Here is a 20,453-nt window from a genome sequence, read left to right as displayed (position 1 = left end):
CTTGTGTTGTGTGTAGGAGTGTTTTATGAGCTTAATGGGTTTAAGTTCTGCTGAAATTGAAGAACGTCGGGCCAAATATGGCAGCAATTCTTTGACTCAGCTTGAAAGGGATTCTCTATTAAAAAAGATTTTTCAGGGGTTTAAGGACCCCATGATAATGATTCTGTTAGTCGCTCTGATTATTCAGGGCGTACTTTATTTTATGGGTCAGGCGGAGTGGTTTGAGCCTGTTGGAATAATGGTGGCTATTCTTATTGCCAACGGTGTTGCTTCTGTCAGTGAATATAATCAGGAAGGTAAGGCTGTGACCCTGCGAAATGACGAAGCTGCCAAGGATATAACCAAGGTTCTTCGTGACGGTGAATTGTGGGAAATTCCAGTCAGTGACGTGGTGGCAGGGGATATTGTATTTTTACAGGCCGGGGACCGGCTTCCTACAGACGGATTGCTGGTTGAGGGCTCTGTACATATTGACCAGTCGGTACTCAATGGTGAGACTGAGGAAATACTAAAATGTTCCCTGGAGGATGCGGAAAATGACACCTATGATATTGAGGATCTGCTTAATCCCCACTATGCTTATCGTGGTACGGTGGTGTGCAGTGGTGAGGCATATCTGGAAACCAATGTAGTGGGGGATAAAACGCTGTTTGGTCAGTTGGCTTTGGAAGCACAGTCTACGGCCCGCAGGACACCGCTACAGGTGAAGCTGGATAAGCTGGCCCATCATATTTCTGCCTTTGGCTATATAGGTGCAATTGCTATTGTGCTGGGCATACTTATAAAGACCTTTGTTACTGGGGAGGCTCCTGACAATTTATGGGGCTGGGTGCGCCTGATTATTGATGCGGTTACTGTAGCTGTAACTGTTATTGTGTGTGCTGTTCCTGAGGGTTTGCCAATGCTTACCTCCATGCTCCTTTCCGTTCAGAGTCTGAAAATGGAGAAGGACAATGTTTTAGTCAAGAAAATAAATGGTATTGAAACCTCGGGCAGCTTGAGTATCTTATTTAGCGACAAAACAGGTACTATTACCGAGGGAAAGCTGTCAGTGGTAGATATAGCACTGGGAGATTTAGTACATTTAAAGCATATTGGTAATCTTGAGCTGAAGAGCAATGAGGGAATAGAGGCTTCAGGGGAATATATCAATAAGTTTATAAAAGCTGCTGGTCTTAATAATAGTGCCCACCCGGGAGCTGATTCTGTCATCGGCGGTAACAGCACTGACCGCTCCATAATCAAGGCATTGATGGATGCCGGTCTGACCGATGCCATCAATCGTGATGAAGCCCTTGGCTTTAAGTATTTTAATTCCAGGGACAAGTATTCTGCAGTGGCAGTGAATGAAGCTGATAAGTGCATATGTTATCTTAAGGGTGCCCCGGAGGTAATGATGGAAAAATGTCATCAGTATCTGGGGGCAGACGGTACCATTCATCAGTTAAATTCTGTCAACGAAATTCAAAAATATATTGATAATCAGGCTGCCCGTTCAATGCGATTGCTGGCGGTGGCTTATGGTGCTGGTCATGTCAGTGAACATGGAGAGGCTGAGAATGATGGCAGCCTTACGCTGATTGGTATTATAAGCATTCGTGACAACCTTCGCTCCGAGGCCATAGGGGCTATCCGTGAGGTTCAGAATGCCGGTGTACAGGTGGTTATGATTACCGGTGATAAGCGGGAAACTGCTGTGGCCATAGCCAAGGAATCCGGCCTTATTCACTCTGATGATGATGTGGTGCTGACCTCTGGTGAAATGAAGAAAATGTCAGATGATGAGCTGAAGGAAATATTACCTCAGCTTCGGGTGGTGGCGAGAGCCTTGCCTACAGATAAGAGCCGTCTGGTGAATATTGCCCAGGAGCTTGACATGGTGGTAGGCATGACTGGCGACGGTGTAAATGATGCCCCAGCACTTAAAAAGGCAGAGGTTGGCTTTGCCATGGGCAGTGGAACTGAGGTAGCCAAGGAGGCAGGAGATATTACCATCCTTGATGATAACTTCCGTTCTGTAGTTAAGGCAATTTTATATGGACGTTCAATATTTAAAAGTATAAGAAAGTTCCTTATCTTTCAGCTGACGGTTAATGTGGCGGCTGTACTGGTGTGCTTTTTGGGACCAATGCTGGGAGAGAATATTGTGCTCACAGTTATACAGTTATTGCTGATTAACCTGGCTATGGATACCTTGGCGGCCATTGCCTATGGCAGTGAGCCAGCTTTGCAGGAGTATATGCTGGAAAAGCCGGTGGCACGTCAGGAGAATATTGTGACTAAAAAAATGCTTACTCAGGTTATTATCAATGCTCTGGTTATTACGGTAATTTGTCTGAGCATTTTGTTCTTTGAGCCGGTAAGGGCGCTTTTTGGAGATGTTACAGTAACATATTTGAAGTCAGCTCTTTTTGCCACCTTTATGATGGCCATTACTTTTAATGGCTTTAACGCCCGTACAGAGCATATTAATGTATTTGAACATTTGGGGCGCAATAATACTTTTTTGCTGGTGAGCTTTGCTATTTTTGCCATGCAATGGGTATTTGTGGAATTTGGTGGCGAGGTTCTAAGCGTTGAGCCACTTTCCTTAAAAACATGGCTTATATGTGCCTTCATGGCAATATTGGTCATACCAGTAGACGTTGTAAGAAGAATAATAACGAGATGAAGAAGGTCCATTCCACCTCGTTGCGACGCGAAGCTAGTCCTGAAAGGGAAACGCTAATTGGAAGTTTTTCTTCTAGGGAAGAAAAACATGAACAATGGCGTTATTATGAGATAGTAGGTATGCCTATGGTGATATATTAGCGTCACCATAGGCATATTTTGTAATAATTGTCATACAAATATGCCCTTTGTGCATTGACAATTAATATATAACGATTTAGAATGAGATTAAATTGAATAGAGTGAGGACAGGTGTCTGTCTATCAGACTTAATAGAGAATCCGGTATAAGCCGGAGCGGTCCCGCCACTGTAATGGGGAGCGAGGTACAATTATGTCACTGGATTACGGGTAATGTAATCTGGGAAGGCGTACCAAGCATTGATCCAGAGCCAGGAGAACTGCCTGTTTTATCATTTCCGTTAGCAATATTCAAAGGGCTGCCAGCAACCCTTTGATAAAAAAATGCTTGTACCTGCGAGCGATGGGTAGGGGATGGAACTATGATGGATGGAATATCTGGTCTCAATCTCCGACTTATTTATTTAAGTCGGTTTTTTTATTTTATGGGCCACTATTCGCACCATCATCTCCATCTGCACACTCTAGGCAGATGGTTTTTTTATGACTTTGTGTGAAGGAGGTAAATTCAATGAATGAGGAGAAAAGCGGTCAGGCCCAAGAAGAGCTGGATCTTCAGGCCATTTTGAAAAAGGCTGAGCAGGTTACTGATTTTCCTGACGTGCCTTTGGATGAATTTACACCGCCTACTTATGATGAGTGGAAGGAAGCATGCATTGCCCTGTTGAAGGGTGCTCCATTCGAAAAGAAAATGTATACAAAAACCTATGAGGGTATTACATTTTCTCCAATGTATTTCAGGAAGGATACTGACCCTATCCTGCCAAAGAAATCCTTCCCTGGCATGGATGATTTTATGAGGGGTGCAAAGCCAAACGGCTACATAGAATCTCCATGGGGTATCGCTCAGGCCTGTGATGAAACAATGCCTAAGGAGAACAATGAGCTTCTGAAGCATGAAATTGACAGGGGGTCAACAATTTATAATATAACTCTCGACAAGGCTACTATTTCCTGTGTGGATGCCAGGGAAACAGATAAGCCGGGTGATGAGGGCTGTAGTGTAACCACGCTGCAGGATGTACATGATTTGTTGGATGGATTGAAGCTGGAAAAATATCCAATCTACATTTATGCCGGAGCATCTGCTGTACCTATGCTGTCCATGGTGGCAGCTGATTTAAAGTCTAGTGGCCAGTCAACCAATAGACTTAAGGGAATTATTGGCGCCAATCCAGTGGGAGAACTGGTGGCAACCGGTAAAAACAAGCAGTCCTTGGCAAAGCTCTATGACGAAGCCTATGAAGCTGCCAAGTGGGCTATCAAAAATGCCCCTGGTGTAAAGACTTGCTTTGTAAAAAGTGATGTGTTCAGCAATGGTGGAGCCAATGATATTCAGGAGGTTGCCTACAGTCTGGCTGTAGCCACTGATTATATCAGGGCAATGCTGGAGCGTGGACTTACTGTGGACGAGGCCGCAGGACAGGTGGCCTTTGAGTTCTCCATGGGTGCCAATTTCTTTATGCAGATTGCAAAGCTGAGAGCAGTACGTCCAATATGGTCCCAGATTGTGGAGGCCTTCGGTGGGGGTGCTGAAGTTCAGAGGATGTATGTTCATGCCCGTCCGGCCCGTTTCTTCAAGACTGTATACGATCCTTATGTAAATATGCTGCGTAATACCTCGGAGATTTTCTCAGGGGTTGTGGGGGGATTGGATTCCTTTGAAAATCCTCCATTTGATGAGGTTATTCGCAAGGGGGATGAATTCTCCCGCCGTATTGCCAGAAATGTTCAGATTATGCTTCAGGAGGAGTTTGGCTTACTGCAGCCAATCGATCCTGCTGGTGGCTCCTGGGCTGTTGAGACCCTTACCAAACAGGTAAAGGAAAAGATTTGGGACGAGTTCAAAGTAATTGAAACCAAGGGCGGTATTGTTGAGGCTCTGAAGGAGGGTTACCCTCAGGAGCAGATTGGCCTTATTTTGGCCGAGCGCTTCAAGAAGCTGGAGCTTCGTCGGGATCGTATTGTTGGTTCCAATATGTATCCTAATATGACAGAGGTTCGCCTTGACCCTAGACCAGAGGATTTTGTGGAGAATAAGAAGCTGCGTTCAGAGGAAATATCATCATATCTTGATGATATCGACACTAAATTCTGTGATGAGGCCCTTGCCAAGATTAAGGATGAGAAGGGCTCTATGGAAGCTGTTATAGCGGCAGCCAAGGCTGGTGCAACCATTGAGCAGCTGAGAAGTGCCATGACTTGTCCAAAATGCGCCGAAAACGCTGAGGAAATTGAAAAAATAGAAAGACATCGTTGGAGTGAGCGTTATGAGGCTCTTCGCATGGTGACAGAGGCATACAAGGAAAAGAATGACGATAATGTTAAGATTTTCCTGGCTAATATGGGCCCTATCCCACAGCACAAGGCAAGAGCAGACTTTACCACTGGCTTCCTGCAGGTGGGTGCCTTTGAGGTTCTGGGCAATAACGGCTTCCCTACAGAGGAAGAGGCTGCAGCTGCTGCCAAGGAATCCGGAGCTGATGCAGTTGTTATCTGCTCCACAGATGCAACCTATCCTGATATTGTGCCTAAGCTGGCTCCTATGCTCCATAAGGCGTTGCCAAATGCCACTGTATTCCTGGCAGGCGAGGCTCCTAAGGATCTTAAGGAAACTTATGATAATGCCGGAATTGACAAGTATATTTCTGTCAAGGCAAATTGTTATGAAATCCTGCAGGCACTGCAGAAGAAGAAAGGGATGATTGAGTGATGGCTTCTTTTAACAATCCTGATTTTACCAGCATGAATCTGAAAGAAGCTCCAGAGAGAAGCCCTGAAGAATGGCGTAAGCTGTTTGAGGACGCTGCCGGTGCCAATTTCGACAAGCTGACTGGCAAAACGATGGAGCATATTCCTATAAAACCGCTGTATAACTATGATGAATATGAGCACATGAATCATTTGGATTTTGCCTCCGGCATTCCACCATGCCTTCGTGGCCCATATTCCACTATGTATGTATTCCGCCCTTGGACAGTTCGTCAGTATGCAGGCTTTTCTACTGCTGAGGAATCAAACGCCTTCTACAGAAGAAATCTGGCTGCTGGTCAGAAGGGTCTGTCCATAGCCTTTGACCTTCCAACCCATCGTGGCTATGACTCCGATAACCCACGAGTTTTAGGTGATGTTGGTAAGGCCGGCGTTGCTATTGACTCTATTTTGGATATGCGTATTCTGTTCAGCGGCATTCCACTTGATCAGATGTCCGTATCCATGACCATGAATGGTGCGGTACTGCCTATTTTGGCCTTCTACATTCTCTCCGGTGAGGAACAGGGCGTAGATAAGAGCGTAATGGCTGGTACTATTCAGAATGATATTCTGAAGGAGTTCATGGTGCGTAATACCTATATTTACCCACCAGAAATGTCCATGCGTATAATAGGTGATATTTTTGAATATACCACCAAGTACATGCCTAAGTTTAACAGTATTTCCATTTCCGGCTATCACATGCAGGAGGCTGGAGCTACTGCTGACATCGAGCTGGGTTATACCCTTGCAGATGGCCTTGAATATATCCGTACTGGTGTAGCCGCCGGTTTGCCAGTAGATGCCTTTGCTAAACGACTCTCCTTCTTCTGGGCTATTGGTAAGAATTACTTTATGGAGGTTGCCAAGATGCGTGCGGCCCGTGTTCTTTGGGCGAAGATTGTTAAGTCCTTTGGGGCTACCAATGACAAGTCCATGGCCCTCAGAACCCACAGTCAGACCTCCGGCTGGTCACTTACTGCCCAGGATCCATTTAACAATGTATCACGTACATTGATGGAGGCCATGGGTGCAGCCCTTGGTCATACCCAGTCACTCCATACCAATGCACTGGATGAGGCCATTGCCTTGCCAACTGACTTCTCCGCCCGCATTGCCCGTAATACACAGCTTTACATTCAGGATGAGACCAGCGTATGTAAGATTATTGACCCATGGGGCGGCTCTTACTATGTGGAGGCACTTACCAATGAGATTATCCGTCGTGCCTGGGCTCATATTCAGGAGGTTGAGGCTCTGGGTGGTATGGCTAAGGCTATTAACAGCGGACTTCCTAAGATGCGTATCGAGGAAGCTGCTGCCCGCCGTCAGGCCCAGATTGACTCCGGCAACGAATCTATCGTTGGTCTGAACCGCTTCCGTCTGGAAAAGGAAGACCCACTGGAGATTTTGGCCATTGATAATACCGCTGTACGTCAGGCCCAGATTGAGCGTTTGGAAAAACTCCGTGCTGAGCGTAATGATGACGATGTTCGCCGTTGCCTTGAAGGTATTACAAAGGCAGCAGAGTCCCGTGACAATGGTAATCTTCTTGAGGCTGCTGTTGATGCTGCTCGTGCTCATGCTTCATTGGGTGAGATTTCCGATGCCGTTGAAAAGGTATCCGGCCGCTTCCAGGCTGTTATCCATACCATTTCCGGTGTTTATTCTTCTGAGTTTACCGATAAGAGTGCTTTGGAGAAGGCCCGTGAAATGGCTGATGAATTCGAAAATCTTACTGGTCGCCGTCCAAGAATTTTCGTGGCCAAGATGGGCCAGGATGGTCATGACAGAGGCCAGAAGGTTATAGCTTCTTCCTTTGCCGATATGGGCTGGGATGTTGATGTAGGTCCTCTTTTCCAAACCCCGGAGGAAACTGCACAGGATGCCGTCGATAATGATGTTCACATGGTTGGGTTCAGCTCTTTGGCCGCTGGTCATAATACTCTCCTTCCACAGCTGGTTCAGGAGCTGGAAAAACTGGGCCGTGATGATATCATGGTTTGTATCGGCGGCGTTATCCCAGTACAGGATTATGACTTCTTGTACGAAAGCGGAGCAGTGGCCATCTTTGCGCCAGGAACCAATATTCCTGAGGCAGGCATAAAGCTGTTGACCCTTTTGATAGAAAGAGCCAAGGAAGATTTAGCAGAGGAGTAATGGTGACGAGTTATGGCAAAATACACCACTTCAAAACCAAGCTGGGTTCCTGATGAGCCCAATGAAAAGTTCGCCTGCAGTGTTATGGGCGGCATAGAGGGGATAAAGGACACCACCGTTGGTAATATCAACCCTAATTTATTAAGTGGCAAGACAAAACCAAAACGGCGGCTGGTCTTAAGTGAGGATGATTATGTCAATGGGGTCCTTAAAGGGGACCGTATGACATTATCCCGGGCTATAACTCTCATTGAAAGTAATAATTCCAAGCATTTTGCCAAGGCACAGCGGGTTTTACAAAGGCTTTTACCACATACAGGAAAGGCACTTAGAATAGGTATTACAGGTGTGCCGGGAGCTGGCAAGAGTACCATTATCGAGGCCTTCGGTAATATGCTCTGTGATGCTGGCCATAGAGTGGCTGTCTTGTCCGTTGACCCTACCAGCTCGGTTACCAAGGGCTCAATATTGGGCGACAAAACAAGAATGGGCACACTTTCCCGTCGTCAGGAGGCCTTTATCAGGCCTTCTCCTGCGGGGGGGACATTGGGGGGCGTCGCCAGAAAAAGTCGTGAGACTATGCTGATGTGCGAGGCTGCAGGTTATGATATTATTCTTATCGAAACTGTTGGCGTAGGCCAATCTGAAACCACAGTACGCTCCATGGTGGATTTTTTCATGCTGGTGGTGCTGACAGGTGCTGGTGATGACCTTCAGGGAATCAAGAAGGGTATCATGGAGTTGGCAGATGCTATAGTTATTAATAAGGCAGATGGAGATAATCTCCTAAAGGCCAAGGTGGCCAGAGCCGAATACGAGCGGATGATTGAATACATCCGTCCTGCAACAGAGGGCTGGCCAACCCATGCCTATATGTGTTCAGCCTATACAAAGTACGGAATACCAGAGCTTTGGAAGGTGATCCAGGCCTTTAAAGAAATGACAACTGAAAGCGGTGTGTTTAACAAGCGCCGCAATCGTCAGCTTTTGGAATGGATGTACAGCATGATTGATGAACACCTTCATAGTCTGTTCTTTGATGATCCAGTTATAACGGGCAGAATGCCGGAGGTCAAGGATGCTGTACTCAACGGAATAATTTCACCAACCCAGGCGGTGAAGGAACTTGTAAATATGTTTGATGTGGACATGGCAGCCCGCCGTCAAGTGGATATATTCCATCCGGAAGCCGAGGTGAAGTCATAAATGTATACCAAAAAGATTTATTTCTCCGGTGGCAGCTTTCATGATTTACAGGCAGTTTTTAAAGAATTGACTGGTGTTATCAATGTGAGATGCGGTTATATTAATCCAGCATCAACTCCTGTGGATTATGAATCTGTGACAGCTGGGCGCGTAGATGTCGTGATGGGCATTTGCGTGGAATATAATCCGAAAAAGACAGACGTTTCTTATTTGTTGGACATTCTTTTTTCTGTTGCTGATCCCTACAGTGAAAATCGCCAAGGTGACTTAATTGGTCCGATGTTTATGTGTGGAGTATACTACAACACTCCTGAAGATTTACCCCAAATACAGCTTCATCTGAACTTCATGGCCAATAGAACCAACCCACCGGCAGTAGCCGGAAGTAATCTGACGATTAACGACCCTGTAAGCGATCAGAAGCAACGGAGGAAATTGTTTGTTAAATCCGAAGAAATAAAGATGTTTGTAGAGGCGGAGGAGACACATCAGGACTATTTTGAGAAGAATCCGGATGCTCCAAGGCAAATAGATATTCAAAAGTTCAAGGAGTATATTAATTCCTGAGCAATATCTGAATATACTTCTGTTTTTGACAGAAAATTCAATCATTATGAAGGGGATAGCGTAAGCTATCCTCTTTATTTGTATGACAATTTCTGCAACTTTTCTTGACTCAAATCATCTGGAGTGGTAGACTTTGAGTGATGTATAATGTATATATGCGAGAACGTATAACTATGGTTTGAGCGAATTATACCTTAAAGTTATAATCACCAATCACAGGGGAAAATATCGTACGTATCGCACAGAAAATTTTAGGTCGTTTACAACGACTTTAGGGGAGGATTTTCGATGATTGACATTCTCGACAGGGTACGCAACAAAGAATTACAGTCCAGGATTGTGACTGCTGAGGAGGCAGCTGCTTTTATCAAGCCTGGCATGAATGTTGGTACCTCCGGCTTCACACCATCAGGTTATCCAAAGGCTGTTCCAATGGCTTTGGCTGCTCGCATGGAAAAGGAGCATTTTAAGATTAACCTTTGGACCGGCGCTTCTACCGGTGATGAAGAGGACGGATGTCTTGCAAGAGCTGATGGTATTGCATTCCGTATGCCATACCAGACAAACAAGGATATGCGTAACGCTATCAACAGCGGTAAGATTGAGTATGCTGACCTGCATCTGTCCGAGTCTGCTCAGTTGGCTCGTTACGGATATTTGGGCGGCAAGATTGATGTGGCTATCGTAGAGGCTTGTGCCATTACTGAAGAGGGTAACATCATCCCTACTACATCCATGGGTAATACTGCATCCTATGTTCAGACTGCAGATGTAGTTATCGTAGAAGTAAACACTTCTCAGCCATTGGAGCTTGAGGGAATGCACGATGTATACGTTCCTCTCGATCCACCAAATCGTCTTCCAATTCCTGTTGTAAAGCCTAATGACAGAATTGGTACTCCTTATATTCCTTGTTCTCCAGACAAGATTAAGTATATCGTACCTTGTGATATTACCGACAAGGTTCGTCCACTGGGTGAAATCGATGAGAACTCCCGCAAAATGTCCCAGAACTTTATCGAACTGCTCCATGCAGAGGTAAAGGCTGGTCGTATGCCTAAGAACCTGCTGCCACTGCAGTCTGGTGTAGGCGCTGTTGCTAATGCTGTTATTAGCGGATTCGTTGAGTCTGATTTGAAGGATCTCTCAGTTTATACTGAGGTTATCCAGGATGGTATGTTTGACTTGATTGATGCAGGAAAGCTGAATTTTGCATCAGTCACCTCTCTCTCCCCATCCCCAGAAGGCTTGAAGCGTTTCTATGCTAATATCAAGGAATACAGAAAGCATATTGTGCTTCGTCCACAGGAGATTGCAAATAGCCCAGAGGTTGTGCGTCGTATCAGTGTAATCGCCATGAACACCGCCATCGAGGCAGATATTTATGGCAACATCAACTCTACCCATATTATGGGTACAAAGATGATGAATGGTATCGGTGGTTCCGGTGATTTCGCCCGCAACGCTTACCTGACTGTATTCTTTACTGTATCTACTGCAAAGGATGGCAAGATTTCTTCCATCGTTCCTATGGTTTCCCATGTTGACCATACTGAGCATGATGTAGATATCATTGTTACTGAGCAGGGTCTGGCTGACCTTCGCGGCCTGTCTCCACGTCAGCGTGCAAAGGTTATTATTGAGAACTGCGCTCATCCAGACTTTAAGCCTATGCTGATGGATTATTATGAAAGAGCATTAGCAGAAACCAAGAGTGCTCATACTCCACATATTTTACATGAGGCACTTTCTTGGCATGAAAGATTTATGAAAACAGGCACAATGAAGAAATAATAGGAGGATATTTCACTATGAGCAATGAAAAGATTCAGGCTGGTTTAGATAAATATAATGCCAGCGTAGAAAAAGCTACTGCAAAGTTCCCAGAGCGTCCAAACCTGCCAGAGCAGCGTCTGTACACTCCACTTGATATCAAGGACACTGACTATGCAGATGAAATCGGTTTCCCTGGAATGTATCCTTATACCCGTGGTGTACAGCCTACTATGTATCGTGGCCGTTTCTGGACCATGCGTATGTATGCTGGTTTCTCTACTGCAGCTGAATCCAATAAGCGCTATCGTTATCTGATTGAGTCCGGTGCTACTGGTCTCTCCTGCGCATTTGACCTTCCTACTCAGATTGGTTATGACTCTGATGACCCTATTTCTGAGGGTGAGGTTGGTAAGGTAGGCGTTGCTATCGACTCTCTGGCTGATATGGAAGTCCTCTTCGACCAGATTGACCTTGGCAAGGTTTCCACCTCCATGACTATCAACGCTCCTGCATCTGTACTGCTTTCCATGTACATTGCAGTTGCTGAGAAGCAGGGTGTTCCTGCTGATCAGCTGAAGGGTACTATTCAGAATGATATTCTGAAGGAGTATGCTGCACGTGGTACTTATATCTTCCCTCCACGTCCTTCCATGCGTCTGATTACCAACATCTTTGAGTATTGCTCCAAGAATGTTCCAAAATGGAATACCATTTCCATTTCCGGTTACCATATTCGTGAGGCAGGTTCTACTGCTTCTCAGGAAATCGCATTCACCATTGCAGATGGTATCGCATATTGCGAGGCTGCTATCAAGGCTGGTCTCCATATCGATGATTTTGCAGGTCGTCTGTCCTTCTTCTGGAATGCTCATAACAACGTACTTGAGGAAGTTGCCAAGTTCCGTGCTTCCCGTCGTGTATGGGCAAAGGTTATGAAGGAGCGTTTCCATGCTGAGAAGCCTAAATCCATGATGCTTCGCGTACATACCCAGACTGCAGGTTCCATGCTGACTGCTCAGCAGCCTAACAACAACATTATCCGTGTTGCTCTCCAGACTGCCGCAGCTGTTATGGGTGGTACCCAGTCCCTCCATACTAACTCCCGTGATGAGGCTTTGGCACTTCCTACCGAGGAGTCTGTAATGATCGCTCTCCGTACTCAGCAGATTGTTGCTTATGAGTCCGGCCTGGCTGACGTAATCGACCCATTGGCTGGTTCCTACTATGTAGAGGCCCTCACCAATAAGATTGAGAAGGAAGCTTGGGAATACATCAAGAAGATTGATGAAATCGGCGGTGCTGTTGCAGCTATCGAGAAGGGCTATATCCAGAAGGAAATCCAGGATTCTGCTTACAAGTGGCAGATGGATGTTGAGTCTGGTGCAAAGACCATCGTTGGTGTTAATAAGTTCCAGATTGAAGAAGAGCCACCTAAGGGCCTCTTGAAGGTTGATGCTTCTGTAGGTGTTGCACAGTGCAAGCGTCTGGCTGATATGAAGGCTAAGCGTGACAATGATGCTGTCAAGTCTGCATTGGCTGACCTTAAGAAGGCTTGTCAGGATGAGAACGAGAACCTCATGCCTCATATTCTTAACGCAGTTCGTACCTATGCAACTCTCGGTGAGATTTGCGGCGTAATGCGTGAAGTATTTGGTGAGTATGAAGCTCATGTAAATCTTTAATTGGAGGTAATTGAGAAATGGCTAAAGTTAGAGTATTAGTAGCAAAACCAGGCCTTGATGGCCATGACCGCGGTGCAAAGGTTGTTGCCAGAGCACTTCGTGATGCAGGCTTCGAGGTTATTTATACAGGTCTTCGTCAGACTCCTGAGCAGATTGCTGAAGCAGCTTTGCAGGAGGATGTTAATGTTGTGGCTATGTCCATCCTTTCCGGTGCACATCCACATCTTTTCCCTAAAGTTGTTAATCTGATTCGTGAGAAGGGCATGGACGATGTATTGATCATTGGCGGCGGTGTTATTCCTGAGACTGATATCCCAGCTCTTAAGGAAGCAGGCATTGCTGAGGTATTTACTCCAGGTACCCCAACCGGCGATATTGTTGACTTTATTAAAGCTAACGTAAAATAAGTTTTTATACAGCAGAGATGGCGGCTGCTTCGGTGGCTGTCATCTTGTTGCTGGTAACGGTGGTGCATAGATGGACATTGTAGAAGAGCTTTTAAAGGGGAACCGATTGGCTTTATCCCGTGCGATTACAGCCATCGAAAATGAGTACGATGAAGCTATGGATATTATGAAAAAGCTTTATCCTCATACAGGTCACGCTTTCGTTCTGGGTATTACCGGCCCTCCTGGTGCCGGAAAGAGTACTCTTACTGACAAGCTGGCCAGAGCTTACAGAGCACAGGGCAAGACAGTAGGTATTATCGCCATTGATCCTACCAGCCCATTTACCGGCGGTGCTATCTTAGGTGACCGCATCAGAATGAATGGTCTGACCATGGACGAAGGAGTTTTCATTCGCAGTATGGGAACCCGCGGAAGTCTTGGTGGACTATCTCATAAGACTGCTGATGCAGTTAAAGCAATGGATGCCTTTGGTAAGGACATTATTTTCGTTGAGACTGTTGGTGTTGGACAGTCCGAGGTAGATATTGTCAAGGCGGCTGATACAACAATGGTTGTATTGATTCCTGGCATGGGTGATGATATTCAGGCCATTAAGGCAGGTATCCTTGAAATTGGTGATGTGTTTACCATTAACAAGGCTGACCATGATGGGGCTGACAAGCTGGTTCGTGAAATGAACATGATGCTTGACCTGGACGGATTGATGACAGATTGGCGTCCACCTATCCAGAAGGTAATTGCCAGCCAGAATGAAGGTATTACCGAAACAATTGAAAACATTGAAAAGCATTTTAAGTATATCTCTGAAAACGGAATATTGACCAAACGCCGTACAGAGCGTTCAAAGAACGAGATGCTGGATGTGCTCCATAGCAATATAGGTTCTTATATTACCAACAAGCTTGTTGAAACCGGCAAGATGGATGAATATGTAGAGCAGATTAAGGCTAGGGAGACCGATCCTTATACGGTTGTTAGCAATGTAATGAAGGATATGCTTAAGTAAGTGTGAATTAGAGATTTAGGGGGAAAACAAAAATGGCATTCAAGATTTTAGGCGTTGATCACATTGGTATTGCATGCAAGGATTTACAGGAGGGCAAGGATCTCTGGACTACTATCGGTTTGGCTTGCACTGGCGAGGAAACTGTTGCAGAGCAGAAGGTTACCACTACCTTCCATCCTACTCCAAACGGTTCCGAGATTGAGCTTTTGGTTGGTACTGCTGATGACAGCCCTATCGCCAAGTTCATCGAGAAGAACGGCGGCCGTGGCGGTATTCAGCACATTGCTCTCCGTGTTGATGATCTTCCTGCTGCAATTGCTGACCTCCAGGAGAAGGGCATTGTTATGATTGACAAGGCTCCTCGTAAGGGTGCTGGCGGCGCTGACATTGCATTTGTTCATCCAAAATCTGCTGGTGGCGTTCTGCTCGAACTTTGTCAGCACGAAGACCGTTAATCATGTATTAAATACAGCCACTTGTGGCTGATTAGGAGGCAAAAAATGGCTACAGTTCAGGAAAAAATTGAACTTATGAAAGAAAAGAAGGCTCACATTGAGCTCGGCGGCGGCGAGGCACGTATTGAAAAGCAGCATGCCAAGGGCAAAATGACTGCCCGTGAGCGTCTTGAGCTCCTCTTTGATGAGGATTCTTTCACAGAACTGGATGCTTTTGTAAAGCATCGTTGTACTAACTTTGGTCAGGAGAAGAAGGATCTTCCAGCAGAGGGCGTTGTAACTGGTTACGGTACTGTTGATGGCCGTCTGGTTTATGCCTTTGCACAGGACTTCACCGTAGAGGGTGGTTCCCTTGGTGAAATGCACGCAAAGAAGATCTGGAAGGTTCAGGATCTGGCAATGAAGATGGGTGCTCCTTGCATCGGTATCAATGATTCCGGCGGTGCCCGTATTCAGGAGGCTGTTGATGCTCTCTCCGGTTATGCTGGTATCTTCTACCGCAATACCGCAGCTTCCGGCGTTATCCCTCAGATTTCTGTAATCATGGGACCATGTGCAGGCGGTGCTGTATATTCTCCAGCTATCACTGACTTTATCTACATGGTGGATAAGACTTCCCAGATGTTCATCACTGGTCCGGCAGTTATCAAGTCCGTAACCTACGAGGAGGTTACTGCTGAGGCCCTTGGCGGTGCAATGACTCACAACACCAAGTCCGGCGTTGCTCACTTTGTAGCTGCAGATGAGAAGGACTGCATTGAGCAGATTCGTTATCTCTTGAGCTATCTGCCAAGCAATAACATGGAGTCCGCTCCAATGTTTGATACTGGTGATGACCCAGATCGTATGGACGACAGCTTGAACACCGTTATTCCAGATGACCCTAACCAGCCTTATGATATGAAGGATATCATTGCTGCAATAGTTGATAACGGCGAGTTCTATGAAGTACATCAGCATTTTGCTACCAACATCATTACCTGCTTTGCACGTTTTGATGGCCGTAGCGTAGGTATCATTGCAAATCAGCCTAAGGTTATGGGCGGCTGCCTTGATATTGATGCTTCTGATAAGTCTGCTCGTTTCATTCGTTTCTGTGATGCATTCAACATTCCTCTTGTTAATCTTGTTGACGTACCAGGCTTCCTGCCAGGCGTTGGTCAGGAGCATGGCGGTATCATTCGTCATGGTGCAAAGATGTTGTATGCTTACAGTGAAGCAACTGTTCCAAAGATTACTGTTATTACCCGTAAGGCTTATGGCGGTTCCTACATCGCTATGTGCTGCCGCGAGCTGGGCGCAGACCAGGTTATGGCTTGGCCTACTTCCGAAATCGCAGTTATGGGTCCTGCAGGTGCTGCTAACATTATCTTTAAGCGTGATGAGCCAGATGTTAAGGCTCAGCACACTCAGGATTATGTTGATGAGTTCGCAACCCCTTATAAGGCTGCTGAGCGCGGTTATGCTGACATGGTTATTGAGCCTGTTGAGACCCGCCCTCGTATCATCACTGCACTGAATGCTTGCGCTTGCAAGCGTGAGGCTATGCCTGCCAAGAAGCACGGCAACATTCCACTTTAATTCAGAAGAAATACTTATATTTGGAGGAAAGATTAAATGAAAAAGTTCAATATCAAAGTAAATGGTACCGCTTATGAGGTTGAGGTTGAGGAAGTAAAGGGCGCAGCTTCTGCAAAGGCTGCTGCTCCAAAGGCTGCACCTGCTGCTCCTAAGGCAGCTCCTGCTCCAGCTGCTGCACCTGCTCCAGCTAAGAAGGCTGCTGTAGCTGCTGGCGCTGGTGAGACTGCTGTAGCAGCTCCAATGCCTGGTAAGGTTCTGAAGGTTGTTGCTGGCGAAGGCACTGCTGTTAAGTCCGGTGACACTGTAATCATCCTCGAGGCTATGAAGATGCAGAACGAGATTCCTGCTCCTTGCGATGGTACTGTTAAGGCTGTTAACGTATCCGAGGGCTCCACTGTTGCTGCAGGCGAGGCTATGGTTATCATCGGCTAAAATCCTTACCTTGCCTTCCCCTATGGAGAAGGTGTCAACGCAGTTGACGGATGAGGTGTAAATCATATTAAATAATAAAGGGATGCTTCCTTATGGGGCATCCCTTTTTATTTTACAGAAACATTTGCGGGGCCTGACATGGAGTGTTCCATTCATTCGCGCCGCTAGTGTCACATCACAAAATTATCTGCTTCGTTAGAATATTGACGGGCTTCGCAGCCGTCAGTCATATCATATATGCTCTTATAAATGTCGTATTGATGTGACATTTATAGCTCTGCTTATTCATGGAATCGCTCCATGCCACCCGCTAAATATAAGTAAACTAGCCAGCCCCGAACTTGTGTAAAGGGCTGGCTAGTTTACTTAATAAGGTTGACAATCTAAGACGCCGCATTAACGGTCATTTACTACTTCGCTGTGTTCAAGTGCGAACTCTAACAACATTCCTATCAGTTCGTTGCGTGTACGTCCTGTATCGTCTGCAAGTGCATTTACTTGGTCTAAAAGTTCCGTTTTTAATCTTACCGAGAACACACGGTAACCGTCATCACCGCGCATTTTCTTCGTGATGAGCAGCTTACTACTCATGTTCATCACCTCTTTAGAATATTCTATACTGAAAAACATGATATATAAATGTTTCTGCATATGTTATAAAAACACGTTTTATATATGTTAGATTATAAACATGAAAAATATATTTAAAACTATTAAATATAAAATATATAATTAGAGATTATATATTATAAAATATGTTATAATTAATAACATAATAAGAATTAAAATACCATGTTAAATTCAATTCCTACACTGAAAACGCGAGTAATGACAAGCAAGAGGTCATAAATAATGAAATTAGGGGGGTAACTATGGAACCATTGAATGTAACTGTTGACTACAGCATTCGTCCTGTTGAGGAAAGAGATTTGAAGTTAATTTTAGAATGGCGAAACTCAGAGAAGGTTCATTCACAAATGTTGACTGATCACAAAATTACATGGGATGAGCATTATGGATGGTTTACGCGAATGAAGGAGCAAACAGTAACAAGAAATTTTGTGTTTGAATATCGAGGCGTACCAATTGGTTATATAGGGTATACAGAATATGATGAAGAAAATCACTCATGTTCTCCAGGAGCATATTTAGGCATTGATATAGATGCTCCAAAAGATGCAGCAATGTGTTTATTTTACACAAGTATAGAATATGCCTTTAAGGTTCTAGATATGCTCAAACTTAATACTGATGTATTTGCTGATAATAAGCGGGCATTAAAACTAGATAAGTTCTTGGGATATGAAATTATCAAGGAGCAAGAACATTATGTGTTAAAAGATGGAAAAGAGAAATTGACTTATAGGTTAGAAATCGATAAGACAAGATGGCTTACCCATAAGAAAGTATTACAGGAATATTTGTGTTTAGAATAAATAAAGATAGTCTTATATAGTTTGGAGGAATGTAAAAATGACTGAACAGGAATTTATTGAAAAAATGCAGGAAGATGTTTTAGATACTGATGTAGAGATTTCTCTGGAGATGGCTTTGGCAGATGTTGAGGAATGGGATTCCCTCAGTTTTGTTAGCTTCATAGCTATGGCAAAAGAGCTTGGTTTTACTAATGTAAATCGTGAAGTAGTAAATGAGGCTAAGACAGTGAAAGATTTATTTGAACTGATGAAATAAGAGTCTGATTTGCGGAGGAATGGATGGGAAGTGTACTATATAATTTTTCTGGGGAGCGGTTTGTTGTTACTGGTGCTTCATCTGGAATGGGACGAAAGGTGGCTGAGGAACTCGCTGCTTCTGGTGCCATGGTTTTAGCCATAGCTAGACGTAAAGAGCGGTTGCAGGAGCTAAAACATGAGTATCCTAAACACATTATTACAGCAACTATTGATGTTTGCGATACTAAAGGGATGGCAGAGGTTATTTCTTCTTTTGTTGCAAGCTATGGAAAAATTAATGGGGCAGTCCATGCTGCGGGAATTTTTTCTAGTACCCCTTTGCGTAATTATGATGAGTCGGAAGCTAGAAAAATTATGGATATAAGTTTTTGGTCCGGTATTCGTTTTATACAGCTTGTCAATAAAAAGAAAAATGCTATGGATGGTTGTTCAAGTATATTATTTTCGTCAGTAGCAGCCACTATTGGTGAAAAAAGCAATTTTGCCTATTCCTCAGCGAAATTGGCTATACAGGGAGCAGTTCGTTCCATTGCCAAGGAAATCTATACGCGGGGAAATCGTATAAATACAGTAAGCCCTGGCTGGGTCAATACAGAGCTGACAAGAAAAGAAGATGAAAGCTCTTTGGTTAATAAGAAATTTTATGATTGGCATTTATTGGGAATAGGTGAGCCGGAGGACGTTACTGGCATGGTATTGTTTCTGTTGAGTGAGCGTGCACGTTGGATAACAGGCACAAATATTGTGGTGGATGGTGGCTATCTCCTAGGGGGGGTATAATTGACCACTGCAAATATACATAACGGTAGCAAGTACCGATTATTTTAATGTGTGAGGGAATAATCATTGAAAGCATATATTGAAAGAATTACTTATTATTTGCCAGAAAAGGTTGAGGAAAATTTAAATGAACGTCTGCGGGTAAAGACTGGTATAGAGTACCGTCATGTGGCTGGTGGAAATGAAACTTCCTCGGATATGGCCGTTAAAGCCGCCGAAAAATTATTGGCAGATGTATCTAAAGAAAATATAGATTATGTGTTGTTTTGTAGTCAGTCCCCAGATTATTATTTGCCGACCACTGCATGTATTATTCAGGATAGATTGGGATTATCCAAGAATTGCGGGGCTTTGGACTACAATCATGGATGTACAGGATATATTTATGGGCTGGGATTGGCCAAAGGACTTATCGAATCAGGGCAGGCACGAAATGTATTGTTATTGACAGCAGAGACCTATAGTAAGTACATTAATCCAGAAGATCATGCAGTATTGCCTTTATTTGGTGATGCAGCCACTGCTACATTGGTAGTAGGTAAAGAAAGTGATTCAGAGGGATTATATGGCTTTAAATATGGTACTGATGGAAGCGGCTATAATAACCTTATTGTCCCGGTTGGCGGAGCAAGACACCCTTACCAGACCACTGAAATTAAAAATGTTACCGATAGATATGATAATAAGAGGACAAATCGTAATCTTTTTATGGATGGTGGGGCGATTATGGATTTTGCTCTTGAGGTTGTTCCGCCCAGTCTGAATGAGATATTTTCAGCTAATAATTTAGACAGAACAGACATTGATTATTATGTTTTTCATCAGGCCAATAACTTTATGCTGAAAAGTTTGCAAAAAATATGCAAGTTAAAGAAGTTACCATATTGGAATGATGTGCAGGAATATGGCAATACTGTTTCAAATTCCATACCAATTGCCTTGGTGGATATGATGAAGGAAAACGAACCGGAGAATTTGCATAGGGTAATGCTGATGGGCTTTGGAGTGGGGCTGTCCTGGGGCGGCTGTATTGTAGACTTGACAGAATGCTTATAAATAGCATATTTGACGAAGATGCTTCCTTTGGGAGGCATCTCCTTTAATATGTGTTTAAATAGAGATTGGCTATTAAAAAATATT

At 44.5% G+C, this 20,453-nt stretch carries 17 protein-coding genes and 1 riboswitch; of the genes, 16 read left to right on the top strand and 1 reads right to left on the bottom strand.

The features are described 5' to 3' along the window. Window positions 1–25: 25 nt before the first annotated feature. The 12 genes from B6K08_RS03130 to B6K08_RS03075 all read left to right on the top strand — a co-directional run bounded on the left by B6K08_RS03130 (window position 26) and on the right by B6K08_RS03075 (window position 16,839). On the top strand, window positions 26–2,671 hold the full coding sequence (locus B6K08_RS03130) for a calcium-translocating P-type ATPase, PMCA-type (protein ID WP_080325334.1): 2,646 nt from the start codon (window positions 26–28) through the stop codon (window positions 2,669–2,671). A gap of 232 nt (window positions 2,672–2,903) precedes the next feature. After that, window positions 2,904–3,092, top strand: a riboswitch (cobalamin riboswitch). A 229-nt stretch (window positions 3,093–3,321) separates the two neighbouring features. Further along, window positions 3,322–5,523: a methylmalonyl-CoA mutase family protein gene (locus B6K08_RS03125; RefSeq protein ID WP_080325333.1), complete on the top strand. Its 2,202-nt coding sequence runs from the start codon at window positions 3,322–3,324 to the stop codon at window positions 5,521–5,523. Further along, window positions 5,523–7,724, top strand: coding sequence for a methylmalonyl-CoA mutase (gene scpA, locus B6K08_RS03120; protein ID WP_027396267.1), 2,202 nt, complete (start codon window positions 5,523–5,525; stop codon window positions 7,722–7,724). The genes B6K08_RS03125 and scpA overlap by 1 nt, the downstream gene beginning before the upstream one ends. A gap of 12 nt (window positions 7,725–7,736) precedes the next feature. Continuing rightward, the gene (gene meaB, locus B6K08_RS03115) at window positions 7,737–8,930 is read left to right on the top strand and encodes a methylmalonyl Co-A mutase-associated GTPase MeaB (RefSeq protein ID WP_027396268.1); all 1,194 of its coding nucleotides are present in this window, start codon (window positions 7,737–7,739) and stop codon (window positions 8,928–8,930) included. Further along, window positions 8,931–9,497, top strand: a complete 567-nt coding sequence (locus B6K08_RS03110; protein ID WP_039209702.1) for a peptide-methionine (S)-S-oxide reductase — start codon at window positions 8,931–8,933, stop codon at window positions 9,495–9,497. A 288-nt stretch (window positions 9,498–9,785) separates the two neighbouring features. Further along, complete coding sequence (locus B6K08_RS03105; protein ID WP_080325332.1) at window positions 9,786–11,291, top strand: acetyl-CoA hydrolase/transferase family protein; 1,506 nt, start codon at window positions 9,786–9,788, stop codon at window positions 11,289–11,291. A 17-nt stretch (window positions 11,292–11,308) separates the two neighbouring features. Then, the gene (locus B6K08_RS03100; protein ID WP_039209698.1) at window positions 11,309–12,955 is read left to right on the top strand and encodes an acyl-CoA mutase large subunit family protein; all 1,647 of its coding nucleotides are present in this window, start codon (window positions 11,309–11,311) and stop codon (window positions 12,953–12,955) included. 17 nt (window positions 12,956–12,972) lie between these two features. After that, on the top strand, window positions 12,973–13,362 hold the full coding sequence (locus tag B6K08_RS03095; RefSeq protein WP_039209696.1) for a cobalamin B12-binding domain-containing protein: 390 nt from the start codon (window positions 12,973–12,975) through the stop codon (window positions 13,360–13,362). Between the two features lie 70 nt (window positions 13,363–13,432). Continuing rightward, window positions 13,433–14,371, top strand: coding sequence for a methylmalonyl Co-A mutase-associated GTPase MeaB (meaB, locus tag B6K08_RS03090; protein WP_027396273.1), 939 nt, complete (start codon window positions 13,433–13,435; stop codon window positions 14,369–14,371). A gap of 32 nt (window positions 14,372–14,403) precedes the next feature. Beyond that, window positions 14,404–14,826 carry a methylmalonyl-CoA epimerase gene (gene mce / locus B6K08_RS03085; RefSeq protein ID WP_027396274.1) on the top strand — a complete coding sequence of 141 codons (423 nt, stop codon included), beginning with the start codon at window positions 14,404–14,406 and terminating at the stop codon, window positions 14,824–14,826. Window positions 14,827–14,871: 45 nt separating this feature from the next. Continuing rightward, on the top strand, window positions 14,872–16,407 hold the full coding sequence (gene mmdA / locus B6K08_RS03080; protein ID WP_039209692.1) for a methylmalonyl-CoA decarboxylase subunit alpha: 1,536 nt from the start codon (window positions 14,872–14,874) through the stop codon (window positions 16,405–16,407). 36 nt (window positions 16,408–16,443) lie between these two features. Next, window positions 16,444–16,839: a biotin/lipoyl-containing protein gene (locus B6K08_RS03075; RefSeq protein ID WP_039209689.1), complete on the top strand. Its 396-nt coding sequence runs from the start codon at window positions 16,444–16,446 to the stop codon at window positions 16,837–16,839. 396 nt (window positions 16,840–17,235) lie between these two features. Here B6K08_RS03075 and B6K08_RS03070 read toward each other — a convergent pair whose 3' ends face one another. After that, entirely contained in the window at window positions 17,236–17,430 is a 195-nt protein-coding gene (locus B6K08_RS03070; RefSeq protein WP_039209687.1) for a ribbon-helix-helix protein, CopG family, read from the bottom strand. A 281-nt stretch (window positions 17,431–17,711) separates the two neighbouring features. Here B6K08_RS03070 and pseH point away from each other — a divergent pair, with 281 nt between their 5' ends. The 4 genes from pseH to B6K08_RS03050 all read left to right on the top strand — a co-directional run bounded on the left by pseH (window position 17,712) and on the right by B6K08_RS03050 (window position 20,369). After that, window positions 17,712–18,275, top strand: coding sequence for a UDP-4-amino-4,6-dideoxy-N-acetyl-beta-L-altrosamine N-acetyltransferase (gene pseH, locus B6K08_RS03065; protein WP_080325331.1), 564 nt, complete (start codon window positions 17,712–17,714; stop codon window positions 18,273–18,275). Between the two features lie 37 nt (window positions 18,276–18,312). Then, a complete protein-coding gene (locus B6K08_RS03060) occupies window positions 18,313–18,531 on the top strand; it encodes a hypothetical protein (protein WP_039209680.1) in 219 nt (72 codons plus the stop codon). A gap of 23 nt (window positions 18,532–18,554) precedes the next feature. Beyond that, window positions 18,555–19,313, top strand: a complete 759-nt coding sequence (locus tag B6K08_RS03055; protein WP_080325330.1) for an SDR family NAD(P)-dependent oxidoreductase — start codon at window positions 18,555–18,557, stop codon at window positions 19,311–19,313. A gap of 66 nt (window positions 19,314–19,379) precedes the next feature. Continuing rightward, a complete protein-coding gene (locus B6K08_RS03050) occupies window positions 19,380–20,369 on the top strand; it encodes a 3-oxoacyl-ACP synthase III family protein (RefSeq protein ID WP_080325329.1) in 990 nt (329 codons plus the stop codon). Window positions 20,370–20,453 lie beyond the last annotated feature (84 nt).

The sequence above is a fragment of the Anaerovibrio lipolyticus DSM 3074 genome (genome assembly GCF_900141865.1).
Taxonomy (GTDB): Bacteria; Bacillota; Negativicutes; order Selenomonadales; family Selenomonadaceae; genus Anaerovibrio; species Anaerovibrio lipolyticus.
Note: the sequence above shows the minus strand (reverse complement) of the source record. Positions and strands in the feature narration are given on the sequence as shown.